Source organism: Rhodoblastus acidophilus (assembly GCF_900187365.1).
Lineage (GTDB): Bacteria > Pseudomonadota > Alphaproteobacteria > Rhizobiales > Beijerinckiaceae > Rhodoblastus > Rhodoblastus acidophilus.
On sequence record NZ_FYDG01000001.1, the window covers coordinates 959646 to 975939 of the forward strand.

Sequence of the window (16294 nt, forward strand, 5' to 3'; positions counted from 1 at the left end):
GTCCCTCTCCTCGCCGCGCGCCTCATCACGCGATTCGTAATTTAGCAGGAATTCGCCCGCATGATCGAGCGGTTACGCAGGATTGAGGACGCGCCGGATGACATGGGTGGAGATTAGGCGAGAGACGGTTCAGGCTCAAGCGTCCAGACGGGAGGACCGCCGGACGCGCTGGCGTCGTTTCTGGCAACGCCTGGTCCGCTTCGGCCAGCAGGGCGCCGGGCTGCTGCTGCGCGCGAAAACCCTGGGCGTGCGCGGCATGGCGCTCGACGACCGCAATCGCGTCTTCCTGGTGCGCCACACCTATTCGCCGGGGTTCTGCCTGCCGGGCGGCGGCGTCGAGCCGCGCGAAACCGCGCTGCGCTCGCTGGAGCGCGAACTCGACGAGGAAGGCGGGCTGGTCACGACCGGGCCGGCGCGCCTGGTCGGCTTCTACTACAATCCCCGGCACTCCCCGCGCGACCATGTGGTGTTCTATGTCGTCCCGGCGCGGCAGGCGCGGCCGCGTCCGCCGGACTGGGAGATCGCCGAATGTGGATTCTTTCCGCTCGACGCCCTGCCGGAGGACACGACGCCCGCCACCCGCGCGCATATTCAGGAAGCCCTGGGCCTCGCGCCGCCGTCGCTGCATTGGTGAGGCTTGCCGACGCCTCCGACTTTCGTATGATGGGGCCGCCGCGCGCCGATGCGGCTTCTGATGCGGAGCGACCATGAACGGAGAGTTCCTCGAAACCGCCGCCGAAAGCGAAGCCGAAAGCGCCAAACTGGCGCCGCTGTTCGCCGACATCCGCCTGCTCGGGCAGATTCTCGGCGAAACCGTGCGCCAGCAGGAGGGCGAAGAGATTTTCCGCCGCATCGAGCGGATTCGCAGGCTGTCGGTGGCGGAGACGCGCGGCCGCGCCGTGGCTTCGGCCGATCTCGACGCGCTGTTGCGCGGCCTGACCAATGACGAGGCGGTGAAGGTGGTGCGCGCCTTCACCTATTTCTCCCATCTCGCCAATATCGCCGAGGACCGCCACTTTCTGCGCCGCCGCGCCGCCCATGCCGGGGAGGCGCAGCCGGGCGGACTCGACCACGCCTTCGCGCGGCTCAAGGCGGCGGGGGTGACGGAGACGGCCGTCGGGGCGGCGCTCGCCGGGGCCTATGTCTCGCCGGTTCTGACCGCGCATCCGACCGAGGTGCAGCGCCGCTCGACCCTCGACGCCGAACGCGACATCGCCGAACTGCTGCGCCAGCGCGAATTCCGATGCGGCGACGAGGAGCTGGCCGAAAACGAGGCGCTGCTCGCCGCCCGCGTCACCCAATTGTGGCAGACGCGCATCATCCGCACCGCCAGCCTCACCGTCCATGACGAGATCGAGAACGCGCTGCTCTATTACCGCTCGACCTTCCTCAAGCAGATTCCCAAGCTCTACGCCGAACTCGACCGCCGCCTCGGCGCGCCCGCGCCCTCGTTCTTCCGCATGGGCAACTGGATCGGCGGCGACCGCGACGGCAATCCCAATGTGCGCGCCGACACTTTGGCCGACACCCTGCGCCTGCATTGCGAGACGGTGCTGCGGCATTACCTCGTCGAGGTGCACCGGCTCGGCGGCGAATTGTCGATCTCCGATCTCGTCACCCCCTGCTCGGACGAATTGAAGGCGCTGGCGGCGCGGGCGGGCGACCCCAACCCGCATCGCGAGGACGAGTTTTACCGGCAGGCCCTGATCGGCGTTTACGCGCGGCTCGCCGGCACGCTGCGCGCCCTCGCCGGCGCCGAGGCGATGCGCCATGCGGCGGCGCACGGCGAACCCTACGCCCGGGCGGAGGAGTTCCGCGCCGATCTGTTTATCGTGCGCGAATCGCTCAACGCCCACCACGGCAAGGCTCTGGCGGCCGGGCGGCTCGCCGCGCTGATCCGCGCCGTGGACGTGTTCGGCTTCCACATGGCCACCACCGATCTGCGCCAGTCCTCCGACCGGCATGAGGCCACGCTGGCCGAATTGCTCGCCGCCGTGCGGATCGAGCCGGACTATCGCGGCCTGTCCGAGCCGGCGAAAATCGACCTGCTGCTGCGCCTGCTGGCCGACCCGCGCCCGCTGCGCGCGCCCGACCGAACCTATTCGCCCGACTGCGTCGCCGAACTGGCGGTGCTGGAGACCGCGCGCGCGTGGCGGGAAAAACTCGGCCCCTGCGTGATTCGCCACGCCATCATCAGCCATACCGAAAGCGTGAGCGACCTTTTGGAGCTGATGCTGCTGCAAAAGGAATGCGGTCTCTTGCGCGGGTCGCTGCACGACAGCGAACAGGCCATCCTCGGCCTGATCGTCACCCCTTTGTTCGAAACCATCGAGGATTTGCGCGCCGCCGAACAGATCATGCGCGAATTCTACGCCCTGCCGGGGATCGCCGACCTGATGCGGCGCTCCGGCGGCGTGCAGGACGTGATGCTCGGCTATTCCGATTCCAACAAGGACGGCGGCTATCTCACCTCCAATTGGGAGCTTTACCGCGCCTCCACCGCGCTGGCCGCCCTGTTCGATTCGCTCGACGGCATGCGTCTGCGGCTGTTTCATGGACGCGGCGGCGCGGTGGGGCGCGGCGGCGGCCCGTCCTATCAGGCCATTCTGGCGCAGCCGCCGGGCACGGTGCGCGGCCAGATCCGCCTCACCGAACAGGGCGAGGTCATCAACGCCAAATACGCCAATCCCGAAATCGGCCGGCGCAATCTGGAAACGCTGATGGCGGCGGATCTCGAAGCCACCCTGCTCGCCGACGGCCAGCGTCCCCCGGCCGAATTTCTGGACACCGCCGCGACGCTTTCCGAAGCCTCGATGCGCGCCTATCGCGCGCTGGTTTACGACACGCCCGGCTTCGTCGATTATTTCTACGCCGCCACCCCCATCGCCGAAATCGCGGAGCTGAACATCGGCTCGCGCCCGGCCTCGCGCAAGGCGACGCGCCGGATCGAGGATCTTCGCGCCATTCCCTGGAGTTTTTCCTGGGGCCAGAGCCGGGTCGCCCTGCCCGGCTGGTATGGGTTCGGCGCGGCGGTCGAGCAATTCCTCGCGTCCGGCGGCGCCCCGGATCTGTTGCGGCGGATGCACGCGGAATGGCCGTTTTTCCGCACGCTGCTGTCCAACATGGACATGGTGCTGGCCAAGGCGGATTTCTCCATCGCCCAGCGCTATCGCGACCTCGTCCCCGACCGCGCCCTTGGCGATAAAATCTTCGTCGCCATCGAGGCCGAGGCGGAGCGGACGTTCCGCGCGCTCGACGCGATCACCGGCGACCAGGGCCGCCTCGCCGACAATCCCGCTTTGGCGCGCTCGATCGCGCACCGATTCCCCTATATCGCCCCGCTCAACTATCTCCAGGCCGACCTGTTGCGGCGCTGGCGCGCCGGCGACCACGATCGCAAGGTGCGCATCGGCATTCTCGTGGCGATCAACGGCATCGCGGCGGGACTGCGCAACACCGGCTGAAAATCACTGGCGCTCATGCTCGGCTAAATATAATAATATTGTGACGCTGCGTCGTTGTGGTGCAGCCAACGTCATCCTTTGGTCATTACCAAAAAAGGAGGGCGTGGTTTCACTGTTCCCGATTGCCGTGAAATTAAGCCGAGATTTTAGCAGCCATGAATATGCTATCCTGCGCGTCGCGATCATGTGACGATGGCCATGAGACCAGCGTCAACGGCGCAAACGCCTCAGCGTCACAAAACGGGCCGCTGGTCATCCTGTCGCGAGGCCGCTCCGGCAGCACCTACGTCCAGCGCGTGCTCAATTGCTGCCGGAATTTGTATATATTCGGCGAGCATGATGGCGTCATCGCCTCCCTGGCGCGCGCGCTCGAAGGTTTCGAGCAGCACGGCGCGGCCGAGAACGCCGACAAGATCCTGACTAAAACCGGTGTTGAAGACAGTTTTCTGGCTTGGGGAACGCCGTTTTCCCACTCCGAGATCGTCGGGATGATGGGTGAAACCCTCACGCGCGCCTTTACGGCGCGTCTTCCCGGATCTGACGCGAACACGATCTGGGGATTCAAGGAAATTCGCTATGACGGCGACGATGTGCGGCGCCTTCATGAGCTGTTTCCCGGACTGCGTGTTCTGATCATCTATCGGGATTTCGAGTCTTATGCGCACAGCGTTCACCGCGCGCATTGGCGCGACACTGCGGTGGACGTCACGCACTACAAGAATATTCTCGACGGCTATGTTCAGTTCTACGAATCCGTCCTCGCCGTTTGCGACGAGCTTCAAATTCCATTCCAGATCGTTTCCTATGACGCGATGAAAGACGACTGGCGCATGATTGTGAAGGCGGTCGAAACCCTCGTTCAGCCTGCCGGCGTCGATGTCGATAGCGCCCGGGCCGAGGAGGCGGCGCGATTGAACGTCGATTTCTACGACAAGTCTCGCGCGGCGCCCGTCGATCCCGTTCGTTTCGGCGAGCTGATGGCGGGCGCCCTGGCTGGCGAAAACCGGCGCAGGTTGGAGGCTCTCGCCAAGACCATCCGGCGACGCGAGTTTTCGGCGCAGGGACATAAGCTGGCCGAAGCCTGGGGCTGGCTGACGACGGCGAAAGACAAGTTGCTGCATCGCGGCTGACGCGCCCTCCATCGCCCTGCTCAACTCTCTGCAGGCCGACCTGTTGCGGCGCCGGCGCGCCAGCGACGCCGGCTGACGCCGCCCCGCGCGAAAAGGCTTACGCAGTGTGCGAAAGCCTCACGCCGCGCGAAGGTGCTGCAGCACGGACTGCATTTCCCGACCGAGGTGCTCGGTCTGCTCCGACAGGGCGCCGGACGCCGCCAGCAAGCGCTCGCAGGCGTCGCGCGAGAGCGTCGTCGCCTGCTCCACCCTGGCGATATTGCCGGCGATGGCGTCGACGTCGAGCGAGGTTTGCGACGCATTGGCGGCGATTTCCTGCGTCGCCGCGTTTTGCTGCTCCACCACGCCGGAGATGCTCGCCGCCAGGCGATTGGCGTTGTCGGTGGTCTCGGCGATGGCGCACATCGAGCGCGAGGCGGTCTGGGTCGCCCGCTGCACCTCGTGCATTTGCGCGCTGATCGATTCGATGGCGTTGGCGGTCTGGGTCGCCAGCGCCTTCACCTCCTGCGCCACCACCGCGAAGCCGCGCCCGGCCTCGCCTGCGCGCGCCGCCTCGATGGTCGCGTTGAGGGCCAGCATGTTGGTCTGCTGGGCGATCTCGCTGATGAGGCGCGTGATGTCGCCGATTTCGTCGGCGGCGACGCTCATCGCCTCGATCTGCGCCTTGCTCTGATCCGCCTCCTGCGCGGCGGCGGCGGAAGCGGTCTGGGTCTGGGAGAATTGCTGCGCGATTTCCGCGGTCGACGCGCTCAATTGTTCGGCCGCCGCCGCCATCGCCTGCACCTTGGCCGCCGCCGCCTGGGCGCCGGAGGTGACCGAAGTGGCCTGCGCCGCGCTTTCCTCGGTCGCCTGCAACATCGCCTCGACCGATTCCTGCAACTGTTGCGCGGCGCCGCCGATGCGGGCGATGACGCCGCCGACCGTCGCCTCGAAATGGTCGCCGAGCGCCAGCGCCTGCGCGCGCTGGGCCTGCCGCGCCTGCTCCTCCCGCGCGAGATTCTCCTGGCGCAGCCGGCCGTTCTCCTCGAGATTGGTCTGGAACACGGCGACGGCGCGCGCCATCTTCCCCACTTCGTCCTTGCGATCCGCAAAGGGAATCGCCCCGACGCTCTCGCCATGCGCCAACAGATCCATCACGCCGGTCATGGCGATGATCGGACGGGAAATGGCCCCCGCGACGCCATACGCCATCGCCAGACCGCCGCCCAGCGCCAGCGCCGTGGCCAACAGCAGGTTGCGGATGCTGTCGCTCAAGAGCGCGGCGGTGCTGTCGGTGATGGCGGCCTGATCGGCGCGCAAGGCGGTGACGAGCGCCGAAGCGTCGGCGCTGAGCGCCTCGCTCTGCCGGGTGATTTCCGCCGCGTATCCTTCGAGCGCGCGGGCCATGGACTGGTCGTCGGCGGCCCCGCCCTGACGCGCCTCGGCCAGCGTGGCGCGCACCTCGAACACATGCGACACCTGCTGCGCCAGCTCCTGGTTTTTCTGGTCGGCGCGATCGAGCAGCGCGATGCTGGCGGCGCTGACGAAATCCTTGCGCAGCGTCGCCACGTCGTCATTGACCACGCCGCCGATTTCCGACGCCTTGTCCATCAGGGCGTCGTCGCCGGTGCGCGCATAGGTCTGGGCGATCAGGCCGTAGGCGCTCATGTCCTGGGACAGTTTCTCGGCGCGCGCCATCAGCTCCGCCTTGCCGCGATAGTCGGCGAACAGCCCGTCAAGCCGGGACATCGAAGCGTAGGTCCAGGCCGAGGCCGCCGCGAGCAGCACAAGCATGCCGGCGACGCCCAGAGAAATCTTGGAGAAAATACTGAGATTGGCGATAACCGCGCGCATGAGGGCGTTCCAGCAGCTTTGGGACTCGTCCGACGACCGCCCTCATGGCCGCGTCGGAGCAGTGCAGAGCGCGCCAGAATCGTCGCGCTTCGTCGACGCGAAGGCTCCAGTGGAACTCTGCGCGCCAAACTTCTTTTAAACCAATGCGTCAGCACCGGTTAACAATATGGAAACGCGCGCCGGATTCCGCGCAACTGCGACTTTGCGGCGCAAGCATCCTAGGGTCATCCCCTCCAAGGTGGAACCGCGCCGCGCCTCGGCGGTTCAAACATCCTCAAAGGGAGTCTGGCGATGAGGGCATTCCAACGGATAGCGGTCGCAGCCGTCGCGACCCCGCTCAGCTTTTTCGGCGCCTTTGCGCAGGGCGTTTACATCGGGCCGGGCGGGGTCGGCATCGACACCGGCGCCCAGCGGCCGGCCGACCGGCTGGTCCGCGAATATGAGGACGACGACGGCTGCACCGTTCGCGTGATGCGGCATTATCGCCGCGACGGCGACGTCGTGACGCGCCGCGAACGCGAGTGCTGACGCCAAACAAAAAGGCCGGAGCGCAGCCCCGGCCTTCCCGCAAACAATGTGAAGACGCTCAGTTCACCAGCGTCTTGATGCTGGCGATGCCCTGATCGACGAAGGCGGCCTGGTCGGCGGACGCCTTCAGCACGGTCTCGGCGGCCTTGATGGCGGCGTCGGTCGCCGCGGAGCGGACGTCGGCGATCGCCTGGGCCTCGGCCTGCGCGATCTTCTCGTCAGCCTGCTTCTTGCGGCGGGCGATATAGTCTTCCAGACGAACCTGCGCTTCGTTGGCCAGGGTCTCGGCTTCCGCCTTCGCCTGCGCGACGATGGAGGCCGCCTGCTGCTCAGCCTGCGCCGTCTTGCCGGCGAAGCTATCGAACAGGGCCTGAGCCTCGGCGCGCAGCCGGGAGGCTTCGTCGAGTTCGTTCTTGATCCGGTCGATGTGCGAGTCCAGTCCGCGGCCGATCATCTTGTGCACGCCGAGATAGGCGAAATACAGGATAAGAAGGACCGCGCCGAGCAGGAAATAGAATTCAGCATCAAATTCCATGATGTCCTCCTCAGGCTTTCGCGGCGGCGACGGCGTCGACGACCGCCTTGGGGTCGGCGGCGCGGCCGGTGATGCGCTGCAGAATGGCGTGGGCCACTTCCACCGCGATGGCGTCGACATTTGCCATGGCGGCGGTCTTTGTCTCGGCGATCTTGGTCTCGGCCTCGGTCAGCTTGGCGCCGAGTTCGGCTTCGAGCTTGCCGCGGCTGGCGTCGGCGGCGGCGGCGGCCTCCGCATGGGCCTGCTGGCCGAGGGCCTGGGCCTTGGCCTTGGCCCCGGCCAGAGTCTTCTCATGCGCGGCGGCGGCGGCGGCGGCGGCCTCCTGCGCCTTGCGGGCGGCGGCGAGGTCGTCGGCGATGGCCTGCTTGCGGGTCGAGAAAATGCCGGCGACGCGCGGCAGGGCGACCTTCGACATCAGCAGATAGAGCGTGCCGAAGATCAGCGCCAGCCAGATCAGCTGAGGCGCGAAATAGGTCGAATCGAAGGGCGGGAACACATCTTCGTGGGCGGGACCGGCGGGAACCTCGGTTCCGGCGGCGTGCCCTTCAGCGCCTTGCGTGGCCATGGACGTTCCTTGGTCGTCTTGAGGAGCGCTTTCATGCGGAGGCGAGGCCAGCCCGCGAACGAAAACGCGCAAACACCAAACTGAAGCGCGCCAGAACGCCCTTCAGCAAAGACGCGCCCCGGCCGTGAAGCCGAGGCGCGAAACGATTACTTCGCGACGAACAGCAGGATCAGCGCGATCAGGAAGGCGAAGATGCCCAGACCTTCGGCGAGCGCCGTGCCGATGAACACGCGGCCGAACTGGCCGTCGGAGGCGGACGGGTTGCGCAGCGCGCCCGACAGGAAGTTGCCCCAGATCGCGCCGACGCCGATCGCGGCCGCGCCAACGCCGATCGCCGCGAGGCCGGCGCCGATAAGTCTAGCTGCTTCAGAACCCATCATAAGACTCCATTTTATATTGTGGGCGACTATTTGTTGTTGAGATAAAATTATCAGTGGCCCGGGTGAAGCGCGTCATTGATGTAGACGCAAGTGAGAACAGCGAAAACGTAAGCTTGCAGCACCGAGACCAGCAATTCGAAAGCGGTCAGCACGGTGATGCCGAGCAGCGGCAGCGGCGCGAGATAGGAATAGCCGGCGCCGAGCAGCATGACGCAGAAGCCGCCGAACACGACCAGCATGATATGGCCGGCCAGCATGTTGGCGAACAGACGAACCGAGAGCGAAACCGGACGGGAGATGAACGACAGGATTTCGATCACGATGATGAACGGCAGCAGCGCCGGCATCACGCCCGACGGCTTGAACAGGCCGAACCAATGGAAGCCGTGCTTGTAGATGCCGTAAAGGATCGTCAGCAGGATGATCGAGAACGCCAGGCCGGCGGTGATGATGATCTGCGCCATCACCTCATAAGTGTAGGGCCACAGGCCGATCAGGTTGCAGGCCAGCACGAACATGAACAGGCTGAACACCAGCGGGAAGAACTTCATGCCGCTTTCGCCGCAGACCGAGCGCACCATGTCGGCGACGAACTCGTAAGCCATCTCGGCGGTGGCCTGCAGCCGGGTCGGGACGATCTTGCGGCCGCTGGTGCCGATCAGCATGATGAAGAACACCGCCAGCGCGCCGATCGCCATGAACAGCGCGGAATTGGTGAAGGAGGCGTCAACCCCGAAAATATCGAAGGGCTGCAGCACCTTGATATGAAACTGGTGGATGGGATCGACCGCGGGTGCGCCGGCTTCCGACATGTTCCGTCCTTCACTCTTGTCGCGGGCGAAACCCGCCGTCCGAATTATTGCGGCGGCTGGTCGCCGTCCGGTTCATTGCCGCGACGGCTCTCGCCGGCGCGTGAAGCTGGCGGGGCCGCCAGCTTGTAGACATTGTTGAACCCCGCAGCCAGGCCGAATCCCAGAAACAGGATCAGCAGCCACGGGGCTGTTCCCAGCCAGACGTCCAGGCGCCACCCGATCAGCGCGCCAATGACCGTGGCCACGACGAATTCCGTGAGCACGCGAAAGCCGAGACTCATCGCACGCCCGAGGCTCTTGTCGGGGCCGGGATCGGAGCGGCTGCGCTCCTCGGCGATCTCCGCCTCGCGCTTCGCCTGAAGGTCGCTCGCCAATTTCGCAAGCCGCGCCTTCATGTCATCGGCGTCGTCGGACCCGTTCTGCATGACGCCCCCGGTCGATCCGCGAAGATCGGTTGGATGGATAAGGCGCGCCGACGGCCGCCTCGACAAGCAGGAGGTCGTTTGAAGCGCCGTCCGATGGAACCGGACGCCGGGACGCCAACGCCCCGCCCTTCTTGAACCGGGCGCACCATATTGACGCGACTTTCCGCTGTCAAGATAAGCCGGGGATTTCATCATCATTGTTAGCACTTTGATTTTAAACGGAAATATGCTCATTCGCCCGCAAAGGGGACCAAAGGTCTAGCGCAGGCGCCGCAACAACCCCGGCGCGCCGCCTCGACCCGGGGACGCGCAAGCCGTATAAACCGGCCGAAGGGATGCTCAAGCGAGGTCAAGCCGTCCATCATGCGCCACGAAAACGATTTCCTCGGCGAGGATCCGCGCGCCGCGATTCGCGATCTGGTCGGCCAGGCCTACGCCACCCGATTCGATCTCGACACATTTCTCGGCTTTTTCCACGAGGACGCCGTCTTTCACATCATCGGGCGGGTCCCCGCCTATCCGTACAGCGGCCTCTACGTCGGCAAGCCGGCGATTCGCGCCGCGCTGGCGCGGATCGACGGCGACATCGAGCAGACCGACGGCCGGATGCTCAACATTCTCGTCGAGGGCGACACAATCGGCATTCGCCGCCGCAACAGCCTGCGCCATCGCGGCACGGCGGCGCGGCTCGACATCATGGTCGGCAATCTCATCAAGTTCCGCGATTTCAAGATCACCGAACTTTACGAATATATCGACACCAGCTGGCACGAAAAACTGGCGGGCGACTGAAGCGCCGAAGGAACCGGACGCCGGAGGCTCCGCGTTCCCTCCTGACTTGAGCTTGCCGCTGCCCAAAAGCCTCGGCGGCGGCGCGCGGCGTGACGCCGACGAAAAGGAGGGGCCATGTCGAGCGAGCGGCTGAAGGCGTTTTCCGACGGGGTGATCGCCATCATCATCACCATCATGGTTCTGGAGTTGAAACCGCCGCACGGAGAGGAATTCGGCGCGCTGGTCGGACTCTGGCCGACCTTCCTCGCCTATGCCGTCAGCTTCACCTATGTGGCGATCTACTGGAACAATCACCATCATCTGTTTTACCTGGTCGAATCGATCGACGGCGCGGTGCTCTGGGCGAATCTTGTCCTGCTGTTCTGCCTGTCGCTGCTGCCCTTCGCCACGGCCTGGGCGGCGGACACCGAATTCGCGTCGGCGCCGATGGCGCTCTATGGCGCCGACCTGCTCGCCTGCGCCACGGCCTATCTCGTGCTGGGGCGGGTGCTTTTGCGCGCGCAGGAGGCGGGTTCAAAGCTGCACGCGGCGATCGGCGACGATCTCAAGGGCAAGGTTTCCATGGCGCTCTATTTCGCGGGGATCGCCGCCGCTTTTTGGCGACCCTGGCTCGCCGGGGCCTTCTATATTACGGTGGCGGCGATCTGGCTGATTCCCGACCGCCGCATCGTCCGCGCGCTCGACTAATGCCTTGAGAAGAAATCCCGCAGCTTGCAGAGGCTGGTGGTGATGTCGAATTTCTGGTCCGGCAAATCCTCTCCCGCGATCAGTTTGGTCAGCGCCGTCGCCGGATCGGGTTCTCCGGTCAGGATGACGTCGGCGCCGCGCTTCTTCATGTGACGAACAAAACCGTCGCCGGCGCTGCCGGCGATCATCATCTCCACGCCGTCGAGCGGATGCGGGGCGTTTTCATCCTCGATGTAATGCGGCGTCTGCTCCTTGGTCAGCGTGACCCGCGCCGGCGCCGGCAGCGGCGCGCCCGGCGCGTGGCGGGCGAGATCGTACACCAGCCATTGCCGCGCCTGCCCGGCGTGGCCGCTCACTTCCGCGAAATCCTTTGTGGCGATAGCGACTTTCATGGCGTCTTGCTTTCTTTCTTGTCTCAATCGGCGGGGGGCCTGGGCGATCGCGGCGGCGGAGCATAATCTGCGCCAGATGACGGAGACAAGTTGCGCCCTGTGCGGCCGGCCGCTCGGCGCGAAAACCGAGGCGCATCATCTCGTGCCGAAGACGTTTGGCGGCCGCGAAACCGTGCGGCTGCACCCGATCTGCCATCGCAAGATCCATGCGACCCTGTCCGAGCGCGAGCTGCGCGACCGCTACGCCGCGCTGGACGCCCTGCGCGCCCAGCCGGACATCGCCCTGTTCCTGCGCTGGATCGCCAACAAGCCGCCCGATTTCCACACCCGCACGCAAACGAGTCGCGCCCGCCGCCGCCGTTGAGATCTGCGGAACCTTGAAGCGAGCGTTATCGTTTCCCCAGCGTCCCGCCAGCGCGTCGCGGGACGACGCAGGGAGGCGAGCGGGTGCGGGCAGGCCTGAAGTACCAGCATATCGTCCCCGATGTCGGCTGCCGATGCTGCGACCGGCGCCTGGGCGCATTTAGCCGCCGCGCCGAGGCGGCGCTGTCGCGGCGCTGGGTCGCGGCCGGCGCCCCCGGTCCCGCCCCCGCCGCGCCGCCGCCCGCCGGCGTCGAATCCCCGGCGCCCGCCGAAAAAATCCTGTTCGAACAGGTGCGCGTTTTCGACGGCGAATCCGACGCGCTGTCGGAGCCCTGCGACGTGCTGGTGTCCGGCAATCTCATCGAGACCATTTCGCCCGAGCCGCTCGCCGCGGGCGAAACGACTCCGCTGCGCGTGCCTGGCCGGGGCAAAACGCTGATGCCCGGCCTGATCGACGCCCACACCCATCTCATGTTCGCCACCCTGCCGCAGATGGCCCTGCTCACGTCGGACATCGGCTTCGTCCATGTCGCGGCGGTCAAGGCGGCGCAGGACATGCTGCTGCGCGGCTTCACCAGCGTGCGCGATCTCGGCGGCCCCGTGTTCGGGCTGAAACGCGGAATCGACGCCGGGCTGGCGACCGGCCCGCGCATCTGGCCGTCCGGCGCCTTCATCTCGCAAAGCGGCGGCCACGGCGATTTCCGCCTGCCCAACGACCTGCCCGCGCGCCCCGGCGACTATAGTTTCAGCGAGCGCGCCGGCGCCTCCGCCATCGCCGACGACCCCGCGACCGTGCGCAAGCGCGCCCGCGAGCAACTGGCGCTCGGCGCCTCGCAGATCAAGCTGATGGCGGGCGGCGGGGTGGCCTCGCCGTTCGATCCGCTCGACGTCACCCAGTTCACGCCCGAGGAAATGCGCGCCGGCGTCGAGGCGGCGGAAAACTGGGGGACCTATGCGACGGTCCACGCCTATGCGCCGCGCGCGGTGCGTCAGGCGGTCGAGGCCGGGGCGCGTTGCGTCGAGCATGGCCAGTTGCTCGACGAGGCCACGGTGGCGCTGCTGGCGGAAAAGGACATCTGGTGGAGCCTGCAGCCGTTCCTCGACATCGCCCCCAGCCCGTTTCCGGAAGGGTCGGCGGCGCGCCGCAAGGAGCTGGCGATGTTTCGGGGCACGGACAGCGCCTACCGGCTCGCGATCAAGCACGGCGTCCGCACGGCCTGGGGGGCGGACATCCTGTTCGACCCGGCCGCCGCCGCGCGGCAGGGCGCGCATCTGACTCGCCTGCTGCGCTGGTTTTCCGCCCCGCAAATTCTGAAAATGGCGACCTCGGGCAACGCCGCGCTGCTAGCGCTGTCCGGCCTGCGCAGCCCCTATGAAGGGCGGCTGGGCGTGGTGAAGGAGGGCGCGCTGGCCGACCTGCTGCTGATCGACGGCGATCCGCTGGCCGATCTCAGTCTGCTCGAGCGGCCGGAGACGTCGCTGCTTATGGTGATGAAGGACGGCAGTATTTACAAGAACATCGCCCTGTAAGGCGCGTCACCTCCGGCCTTTATAATAGTTAAGATCAAGCTGTGAAAAGACATGGATTGATTGGAATCAAAGTTATCTTCGTCTTTGACCTGTAAGGTCATTTATTGGATTTGAACGAATTTTCGAAGCGCCATCGTCATTTCCTGGAGGAGGCGATGTTTGGAATTGGCAGACGATTAAAGAGACATGCCCGTAATTTCCGACACGTTGACCATTCAATTGATACTGAGGTGATTGCAGTGAAAGAATTGGAATTATCGCCTGCTCAGAAGCATGAAATCCAGAAGGGTCGCGACGGCCTCGCGCGCATTCTCGCCGCTTCCGACGCGGAAATTCATGATCGCAGGTTTCTGCTCGATTGCGTCTGCCAGATTGGCATCGCCTACCAGGATTGGCAGGCGCTGTCTCCGTTCACCAGATTTATCAATTCAACCTCCTATGGGATCGTGCAAATCCCGACAGAGCTGGTGGATTACCTGATGATCGCGGGAAAATTCCGGCCAGAAACCGTTGCTGAAGTCGGCGTTTTCCACGGTGGAACAGCTTACATCTCCGCCGCCTATTTTTATCGCCTCAACAAAAACCTTCGCTACACTCTTATCGATATCTGCGACAGCCTCTTCGATTATGACTATTTATCTTCCGTGCTTCCGCTCGATTTACAGATTCCGAAGACAAGCGGCGATTTTATCGGGCGACATTTTGACTTGGCGTTCATAGACGCCGATCATGGCTACGACGGCAGCCGAATCGATTGGCTCAACGTCGGGAGACATGCAGGCGTCGCCGCCTTCCACGACATCGATGGCGCGGAATATGACGGGCTGAACGGCGGCATCCGGCGGACCTGGAATGAACTCAAGCTCGAATATCGGATGGACCGTCCGATCATCGAGGTTTCCCATCATCCGTCCTGGATGGGAATTGGGATGATCTTCAACGATCGCGCGGTCTCCACGGGTTTTTGACCCGCCGCCGCGTGTCGGCTTCTCTCGGCGGTCGGCGGCGGCGAGGCCCCTTGCGCGCAAGGCGCGGGCGCAGCGGGCCTCAGCCCGCGCGCAGCGCCCGGCTCAACTGCCCCAACTGGTCGTGCAGATCGGCCGCGCGGCCGCGCATGTCGCGCGCGGAGGCGGCGACCTCCTCGGACTTGCCGTCGGCGGCTTGCGCCTGCTGCTCCAGCGCCGTCATGCTGCGGGTCAATTGGTCGACCCGCTTCAATGTGCCGTCGATGGCCTGGGCGATCTGGTCCACGGCGGAGCTTTGCTGATCCATGGTGGCCGCGATCGCCGAGGCGCTCGAATCGATGCGGCCGATGGTCTCCTCGACCGTCCGGCTGGAATCCATCGAGGCCTCGGCCCCGCGCCGGATCGCCTCGATGCGCCCGGTGATGTCGTCGATGGCTTTTTTGGTGGAATCGGCCAATGTCTTGACCTCCAGCGCCACCACGCCGAATCCCTTGCCAGCCTCGCCGGCGCGCGCGGCCTCGATGGTGGCGTTCAGCGCCAGCAGATTGGTCTTGTTGGCGATGTCCTCGATCAGCGCCACGACGTCGCCGACCTGCCGCGATGACTCGCTCAACGCCTGCATCGTCTCTTTGGCCCGCGCCGATTCGGCGACGGCGATGTTGGAAAATTCGGCGGCGCGCGACACCTGCGAGAGAATTTCGCGAATCGAGGCGGACAATTCCTCCGCCGCGGCCGAGGCCGCCTGGATATTTTCCTGCACGGCGCGCCCGGCCTGCGCATTGGCGGCGGCCTGGTCGCGGGTCGCGCCGGACAGGTTTTTGAGATCGCGCGACACTTTTTCGAATTTTGCCGCCTGGCTGTCGATGGCGCCGGCGGCGCCGCCCACCTTGGCCTCGAACTCGCCGGCGAGCTGACTCAGCGTCTCCCGGCGCACGCGGTCGGATTCGGCGCGGCGGTCGCGCTCGGCGGCGGCGTCGCGCGCCAGCCGTTCGCGCAACAGATCGCGGAAATCCCGCACAGCGCGGGCGATCTGGCCGATTTCGTCGCCGCGCTCGTCGCCCATGATGGCGGCGTCGAGTTCGCCGCGCCGCAACAGCTCCATCGAATGCGTGAGCGCCTTGAGCGGCTGGCTGACGCTGCGCTGGACCAGGAAGGCGACAATGGCCAGCCCGGCCAGGGCGGCGGCGATCGCAAAAATCAGCTGGCGCGAACTGGCGGCGAGCGACTCCTCGATGTCGTGGACGTGAAAGCCCGTGCCGACCGACCAATCCCAGCCGGCCAGCGTCGTATAGGAGAGTTTCAGGCTGGGCGCGGACTCGCCCGGCTTGATCCACGAATAAGTGGTGAGGCCGCCCCCTTCCCGTGCGTGACGGATGAATTCGCGCACGAAGGTCACGCCGTTGGCGTCCTTCGCGTCGATCCGGCTGACGCCCTCGCGGTTGGGCGCGAAGGGCAGCAGCACGTTCACGCCATCGGTGCGATCGACGAAGAAATAATTGTCGCCGCCGTAACGCACGGGACGGAGCGCCTCAATGGCCTTGGCTTTGGCGGCGTCCTCGGAAAACTCGCCCTTTTCCGCCCGCTGCCGGATCGAATCGATCAGCGATTTCGCCATCTCCACCTGGCTTTTCAGCTGCAGCTCCTTCTGCTCCAGCAGGTTCGCGCGCAAATTGGCGTAAGAGAACACGCCCCCGCCGGCGATGCAGACAAAAGCCAGCGCGACAAGCGCCGCGATGCGGGTTGAAATCGAATTCAGCTTGATCATGGCGGCAGGGACCTTCCCGAACTGCGGGCAGGCTAAAACGCGGATCTTGTCTCAAACTTTCGAATATAGGTGTTTGATTTTTCCGCCGATTGCGGGCTTTTGGGCGGCGCCCGACGCGCCGGCGGAAC

General features: G+C 65.5%; 17 protein-coding genes. 9 read left to right on the plus strand and 8 right to left on the minus strand.

Going from position 1 to position 16294, the window contains the following annotated elements:
• Positions 1 to 106 precede the first annotated feature (106 nt).
• The 3 genes from CFB24_RS04070 (at position 107) to CFB24_RS04080 (ending at position 4594) form a co-directional block, all read left to right on the plus strand.
• Positions 107 to 634, plus strand: coding sequence for an NUDIX domain-containing protein (locus CFB24_RS04070; RefSeq protein WP_244593312.1), 528 nt, complete (start codon positions 107 to 109; stop codon positions 632 to 634).
• A 73-nt stretch (positions 635 to 707) separates the two neighbouring features.
• Positions 708 to 3464, plus strand: coding sequence for a phosphoenolpyruvate carboxylase (ppc, locus tag CFB24_RS04075; protein ID WP_088519252.1), 2757 nt, complete (start codon positions 708 to 710; stop codon positions 3462 to 3464).
• Positions 3465 to 3625: 161 nt separating this feature from the next.
• On the plus strand, positions 3626 to 4594 hold the full coding sequence (locus tag CFB24_RS04080; protein ID WP_244593313.1) for a sulfotransferase: 969 nt from the start codon (positions 3626 to 3628) through the stop codon (positions 4592 to 4594).
• Positions 4595 to 4711: 117 nt separating this feature from the next.
• On the opposite strand, the gene CFB24_RS04085 is transcribed toward CFB24_RS04080, so the two are convergent.
• Positions 4712 to 6427, minus strand: coding sequence for a methyl-accepting chemotaxis protein (locus CFB24_RS04085; RefSeq protein WP_088519254.1), 1716 nt, complete (start codon positions 6425 to 6427; stop codon positions 4712 to 4714).
• 291 nt (positions 6428 to 6718) lie between these two features.
• Between CFB24_RS04085 and CFB24_RS04090 the strand changes: the two genes are divergently transcribed.
• Positions 6719 to 6955, plus strand: coding sequence for a hypothetical protein (locus CFB24_RS04090; protein ID WP_088519255.1), 237 nt, complete (start codon positions 6719 to 6721; stop codon positions 6953 to 6955).
• A gap of 58 nt (positions 6956 to 7013) precedes the next feature.
• Here the strand turns inward: CFB24_RS04090 and CFB24_RS04095 are convergent, their stop codons facing one another.
• The 5 genes from CFB24_RS04095 to CFB24_RS04115 all read right to left on the minus strand — a co-directional run bounded on the left by CFB24_RS04095 (position 7014) and on the right by CFB24_RS04115 (position 9672).
• Entirely contained in the window at positions 7014 to 7490 is a 477-nt protein-coding gene (locus CFB24_RS04095) for a F0F1 ATP synthase subunit B family protein (protein WP_088519256.1), read from the minus strand.
• Positions 7491 to 7500: 10 nt separating this feature from the next.
• Positions 7501 to 8055, minus strand: a complete 555-nt coding sequence (locus tag CFB24_RS04100; protein ID WP_088519257.1) for a F0F1 ATP synthase subunit B family protein — start codon at positions 8053 to 8055, stop codon at positions 7501 to 7503.
• Between the two features lie 146 nt (positions 8056 to 8201).
• Positions 8202 to 8432 (minus strand): F0F1 ATP synthase subunit C, encoded by a 231-nt coding sequence (locus CFB24_RS04105; protein WP_088519258.1) that lies wholly within the window; start codon positions 8430 to 8432, stop codon positions 8202 to 8204.
• A 53-nt stretch (positions 8433 to 8485) separates the two neighbouring features.
• Complete coding sequence (locus CFB24_RS04110; RefSeq protein ID WP_088519259.1) at positions 8486 to 9247, minus strand: F0F1 ATP synthase subunit A; 762 nt, start codon at positions 9245 to 9247, stop codon at positions 8486 to 8488.
• Positions 9248 to 9291: 44 nt separating this feature from the next.
• Positions 9292 to 9672 carry an AtpZ/AtpI family protein gene (locus tag CFB24_RS04115; protein WP_088519260.1) on the minus strand — a complete coding sequence of 127 codons (381 nt, stop codon included), beginning with the start codon at positions 9670 to 9672 and terminating at the stop codon, positions 9292 to 9294.
• A 363-nt stretch (positions 9673 to 10035) separates the two neighbouring features.
• Between CFB24_RS04115 and CFB24_RS04120 the strand changes: the two genes are divergently transcribed.
• The gene (locus CFB24_RS04120; RefSeq protein ID WP_088519261.1) at positions 10036 to 10464 is read left to right on the plus strand and encodes a nuclear transport factor 2 family protein; all 429 of its coding nucleotides are present in this window, start codon (positions 10036 to 10038) and stop codon (positions 10462 to 10464) included.
• A gap of 114 nt (positions 10465 to 10578) precedes the next feature.
• A complete protein-coding gene (locus tag CFB24_RS04125) occupies positions 10579 to 11151 on the plus strand; it encodes a TMEM175 family protein (protein ID WP_088519262.1) in 573 nt (190 codons plus the stop codon).
• Here CFB24_RS04125 and CFB24_RS04130 read toward each other — a convergent pair.
• A complete protein-coding gene (locus CFB24_RS04130; RefSeq protein WP_088519263.1) occupies positions 11148 to 11543 on the minus strand; it encodes a NifB/NifX family molybdenum-iron cluster-binding protein in 396 nt (131 codons plus the stop codon). The two genes, CFB24_RS04125 and CFB24_RS04130, sit on opposite strands and share 4 nt — an antisense overlap.
• A gap of 76 nt (positions 11544 to 11619) precedes the next feature.
• Between CFB24_RS04130 and CFB24_RS04135 the strand changes: the two genes are divergently transcribed.
• The 3 genes from CFB24_RS04135 (at position 11620) to CFB24_RS04145 (ending at position 14404) form a co-directional block, all read left to right on the plus strand.
• Positions 11620 to 11907: an HNH endonuclease signature motif containing protein gene (locus CFB24_RS04135; RefSeq protein WP_088519526.1), complete on the plus strand. Its 288-nt coding sequence runs from the start codon at positions 11620 to 11622 to the stop codon at positions 11905 to 11907.
• Positions 11908 to 11990: 83 nt separating this feature from the next.
• Positions 11991 to 13436 (plus strand): metal-dependent hydrolase family protein, encoded by a 1446-nt coding sequence (locus tag CFB24_RS04140; RefSeq protein WP_210190736.1) that lies wholly within the window; start codon positions 11991 to 11993, stop codon positions 13434 to 13436.
• A gap of 104 nt (positions 13437 to 13540) precedes the next feature.
• Complete coding sequence (locus tag CFB24_RS04145; RefSeq protein ID WP_111390724.1) at positions 13541 to 14404, plus strand: class I SAM-dependent methyltransferase; 864 nt, start codon at positions 13541 to 13543, stop codon at positions 14402 to 14404.
• Positions 14405 to 14483: 79 nt separating this feature from the next.
• Here CFB24_RS04145 and CFB24_RS04150 read toward each other — a convergent pair whose 3' ends face one another.
• Positions 14484 to 16166: a methyl-accepting chemotaxis protein gene (locus CFB24_RS04150; RefSeq protein ID WP_088519265.1), complete on the minus strand. Its 1683-nt coding sequence runs from the start codon at positions 16164 to 16166 to the stop codon at positions 14484 to 14486.
• Positions 16167 to 16294: the final 128 nt, after the last annotated feature.

Coding starts and splice junctions, on each gene's coding strand:
- CFB24_RS04095 (WP_088519256.1), bottom strand. CDS start 7,490: ATGGAATTTGATGCTGAATTCTATTTCCTGCTCGGCGCGGTCCTTCTT.
- ppc (WP_088519252.1), top strand. CDS start 708: ATGAACGGAGAGTTCCTCGAAACCGCCGCCGAAAGCGAAGCCGAAAGC.
- CFB24_RS04150 (WP_088519265.1), bottom strand. CDS start 16,166: ATGATCAAGCTGAATTCGATTTCAACCCGCATCGCGGCGCTTGTCGCG.
- CFB24_RS04105 (WP_088519258.1), bottom strand. CDS start 8,432: ATGGGTTCTGAAGCAGCTAGACTTATCGGCGCCGGCCTCGCGGCGATC.
- CFB24_RS04090 (WP_088519255.1), top strand. CDS start 6,719: ATGAGGGCATTCCAACGGATAGCGGTCGCAGCCGTCGCGACCCCGCTC.
- CFB24_RS04125 (WP_088519262.1), top strand. CDS start 10,579: ATGTCGAGCGAGCGGCTGAAGGCGTTTTCCGACGGGGTGATCGCCATC.
- CFB24_RS04130 (WP_088519263.1), bottom strand. CDS start 11,543: ATGAAAGTCGCTATCGCCACAAAGGATTTCGCGGAAGTGAGCGGCCAC.
- CFB24_RS04085 (WP_088519254.1), bottom strand. CDS start 6,427: ATGCGCGCGGTTATCGCCAATCTCAGTATTTTCTCCAAGATTTCTCTG.
- CFB24_RS04135 (WP_088519526.1), top strand. CDS start 11,620: ATGACGGAGACAAGTTGCGCCCTGTGCGGCCGGCCGCTCGGCGCGAAA.
- CFB24_RS04100 (WP_088519257.1), bottom strand. CDS start 8,055: ATGGCCACGCAAGGCGCTGAAGGGCACGCCGCCGGAACCGAGGTTCCC.
- CFB24_RS04110 (WP_088519259.1), bottom strand. CDS start 9,247: ATGTCGGAAGCCGGCGCACCCGCGGTCGATCCCATCCACCAGTTTCAT.
- CFB24_RS04115 (WP_088519260.1), bottom strand. CDS start 9,672: ATGCAGAACGGGTCCGACGACGCCGATGACATGAAGGCGCGGCTTGCG.
- CFB24_RS04120 (WP_088519261.1), top strand. CDS start 10,036: ATGCGCCACGAAAACGATTTCCTCGGCGAGGATCCGCGCGCCGCGATT.
- CFB24_RS04080 (WP_244593313.1), top strand. CDS start 3,626: ATGCTATCCTGCGCGTCGCGATCATGTGACGATGGCCATGAGACCAGC.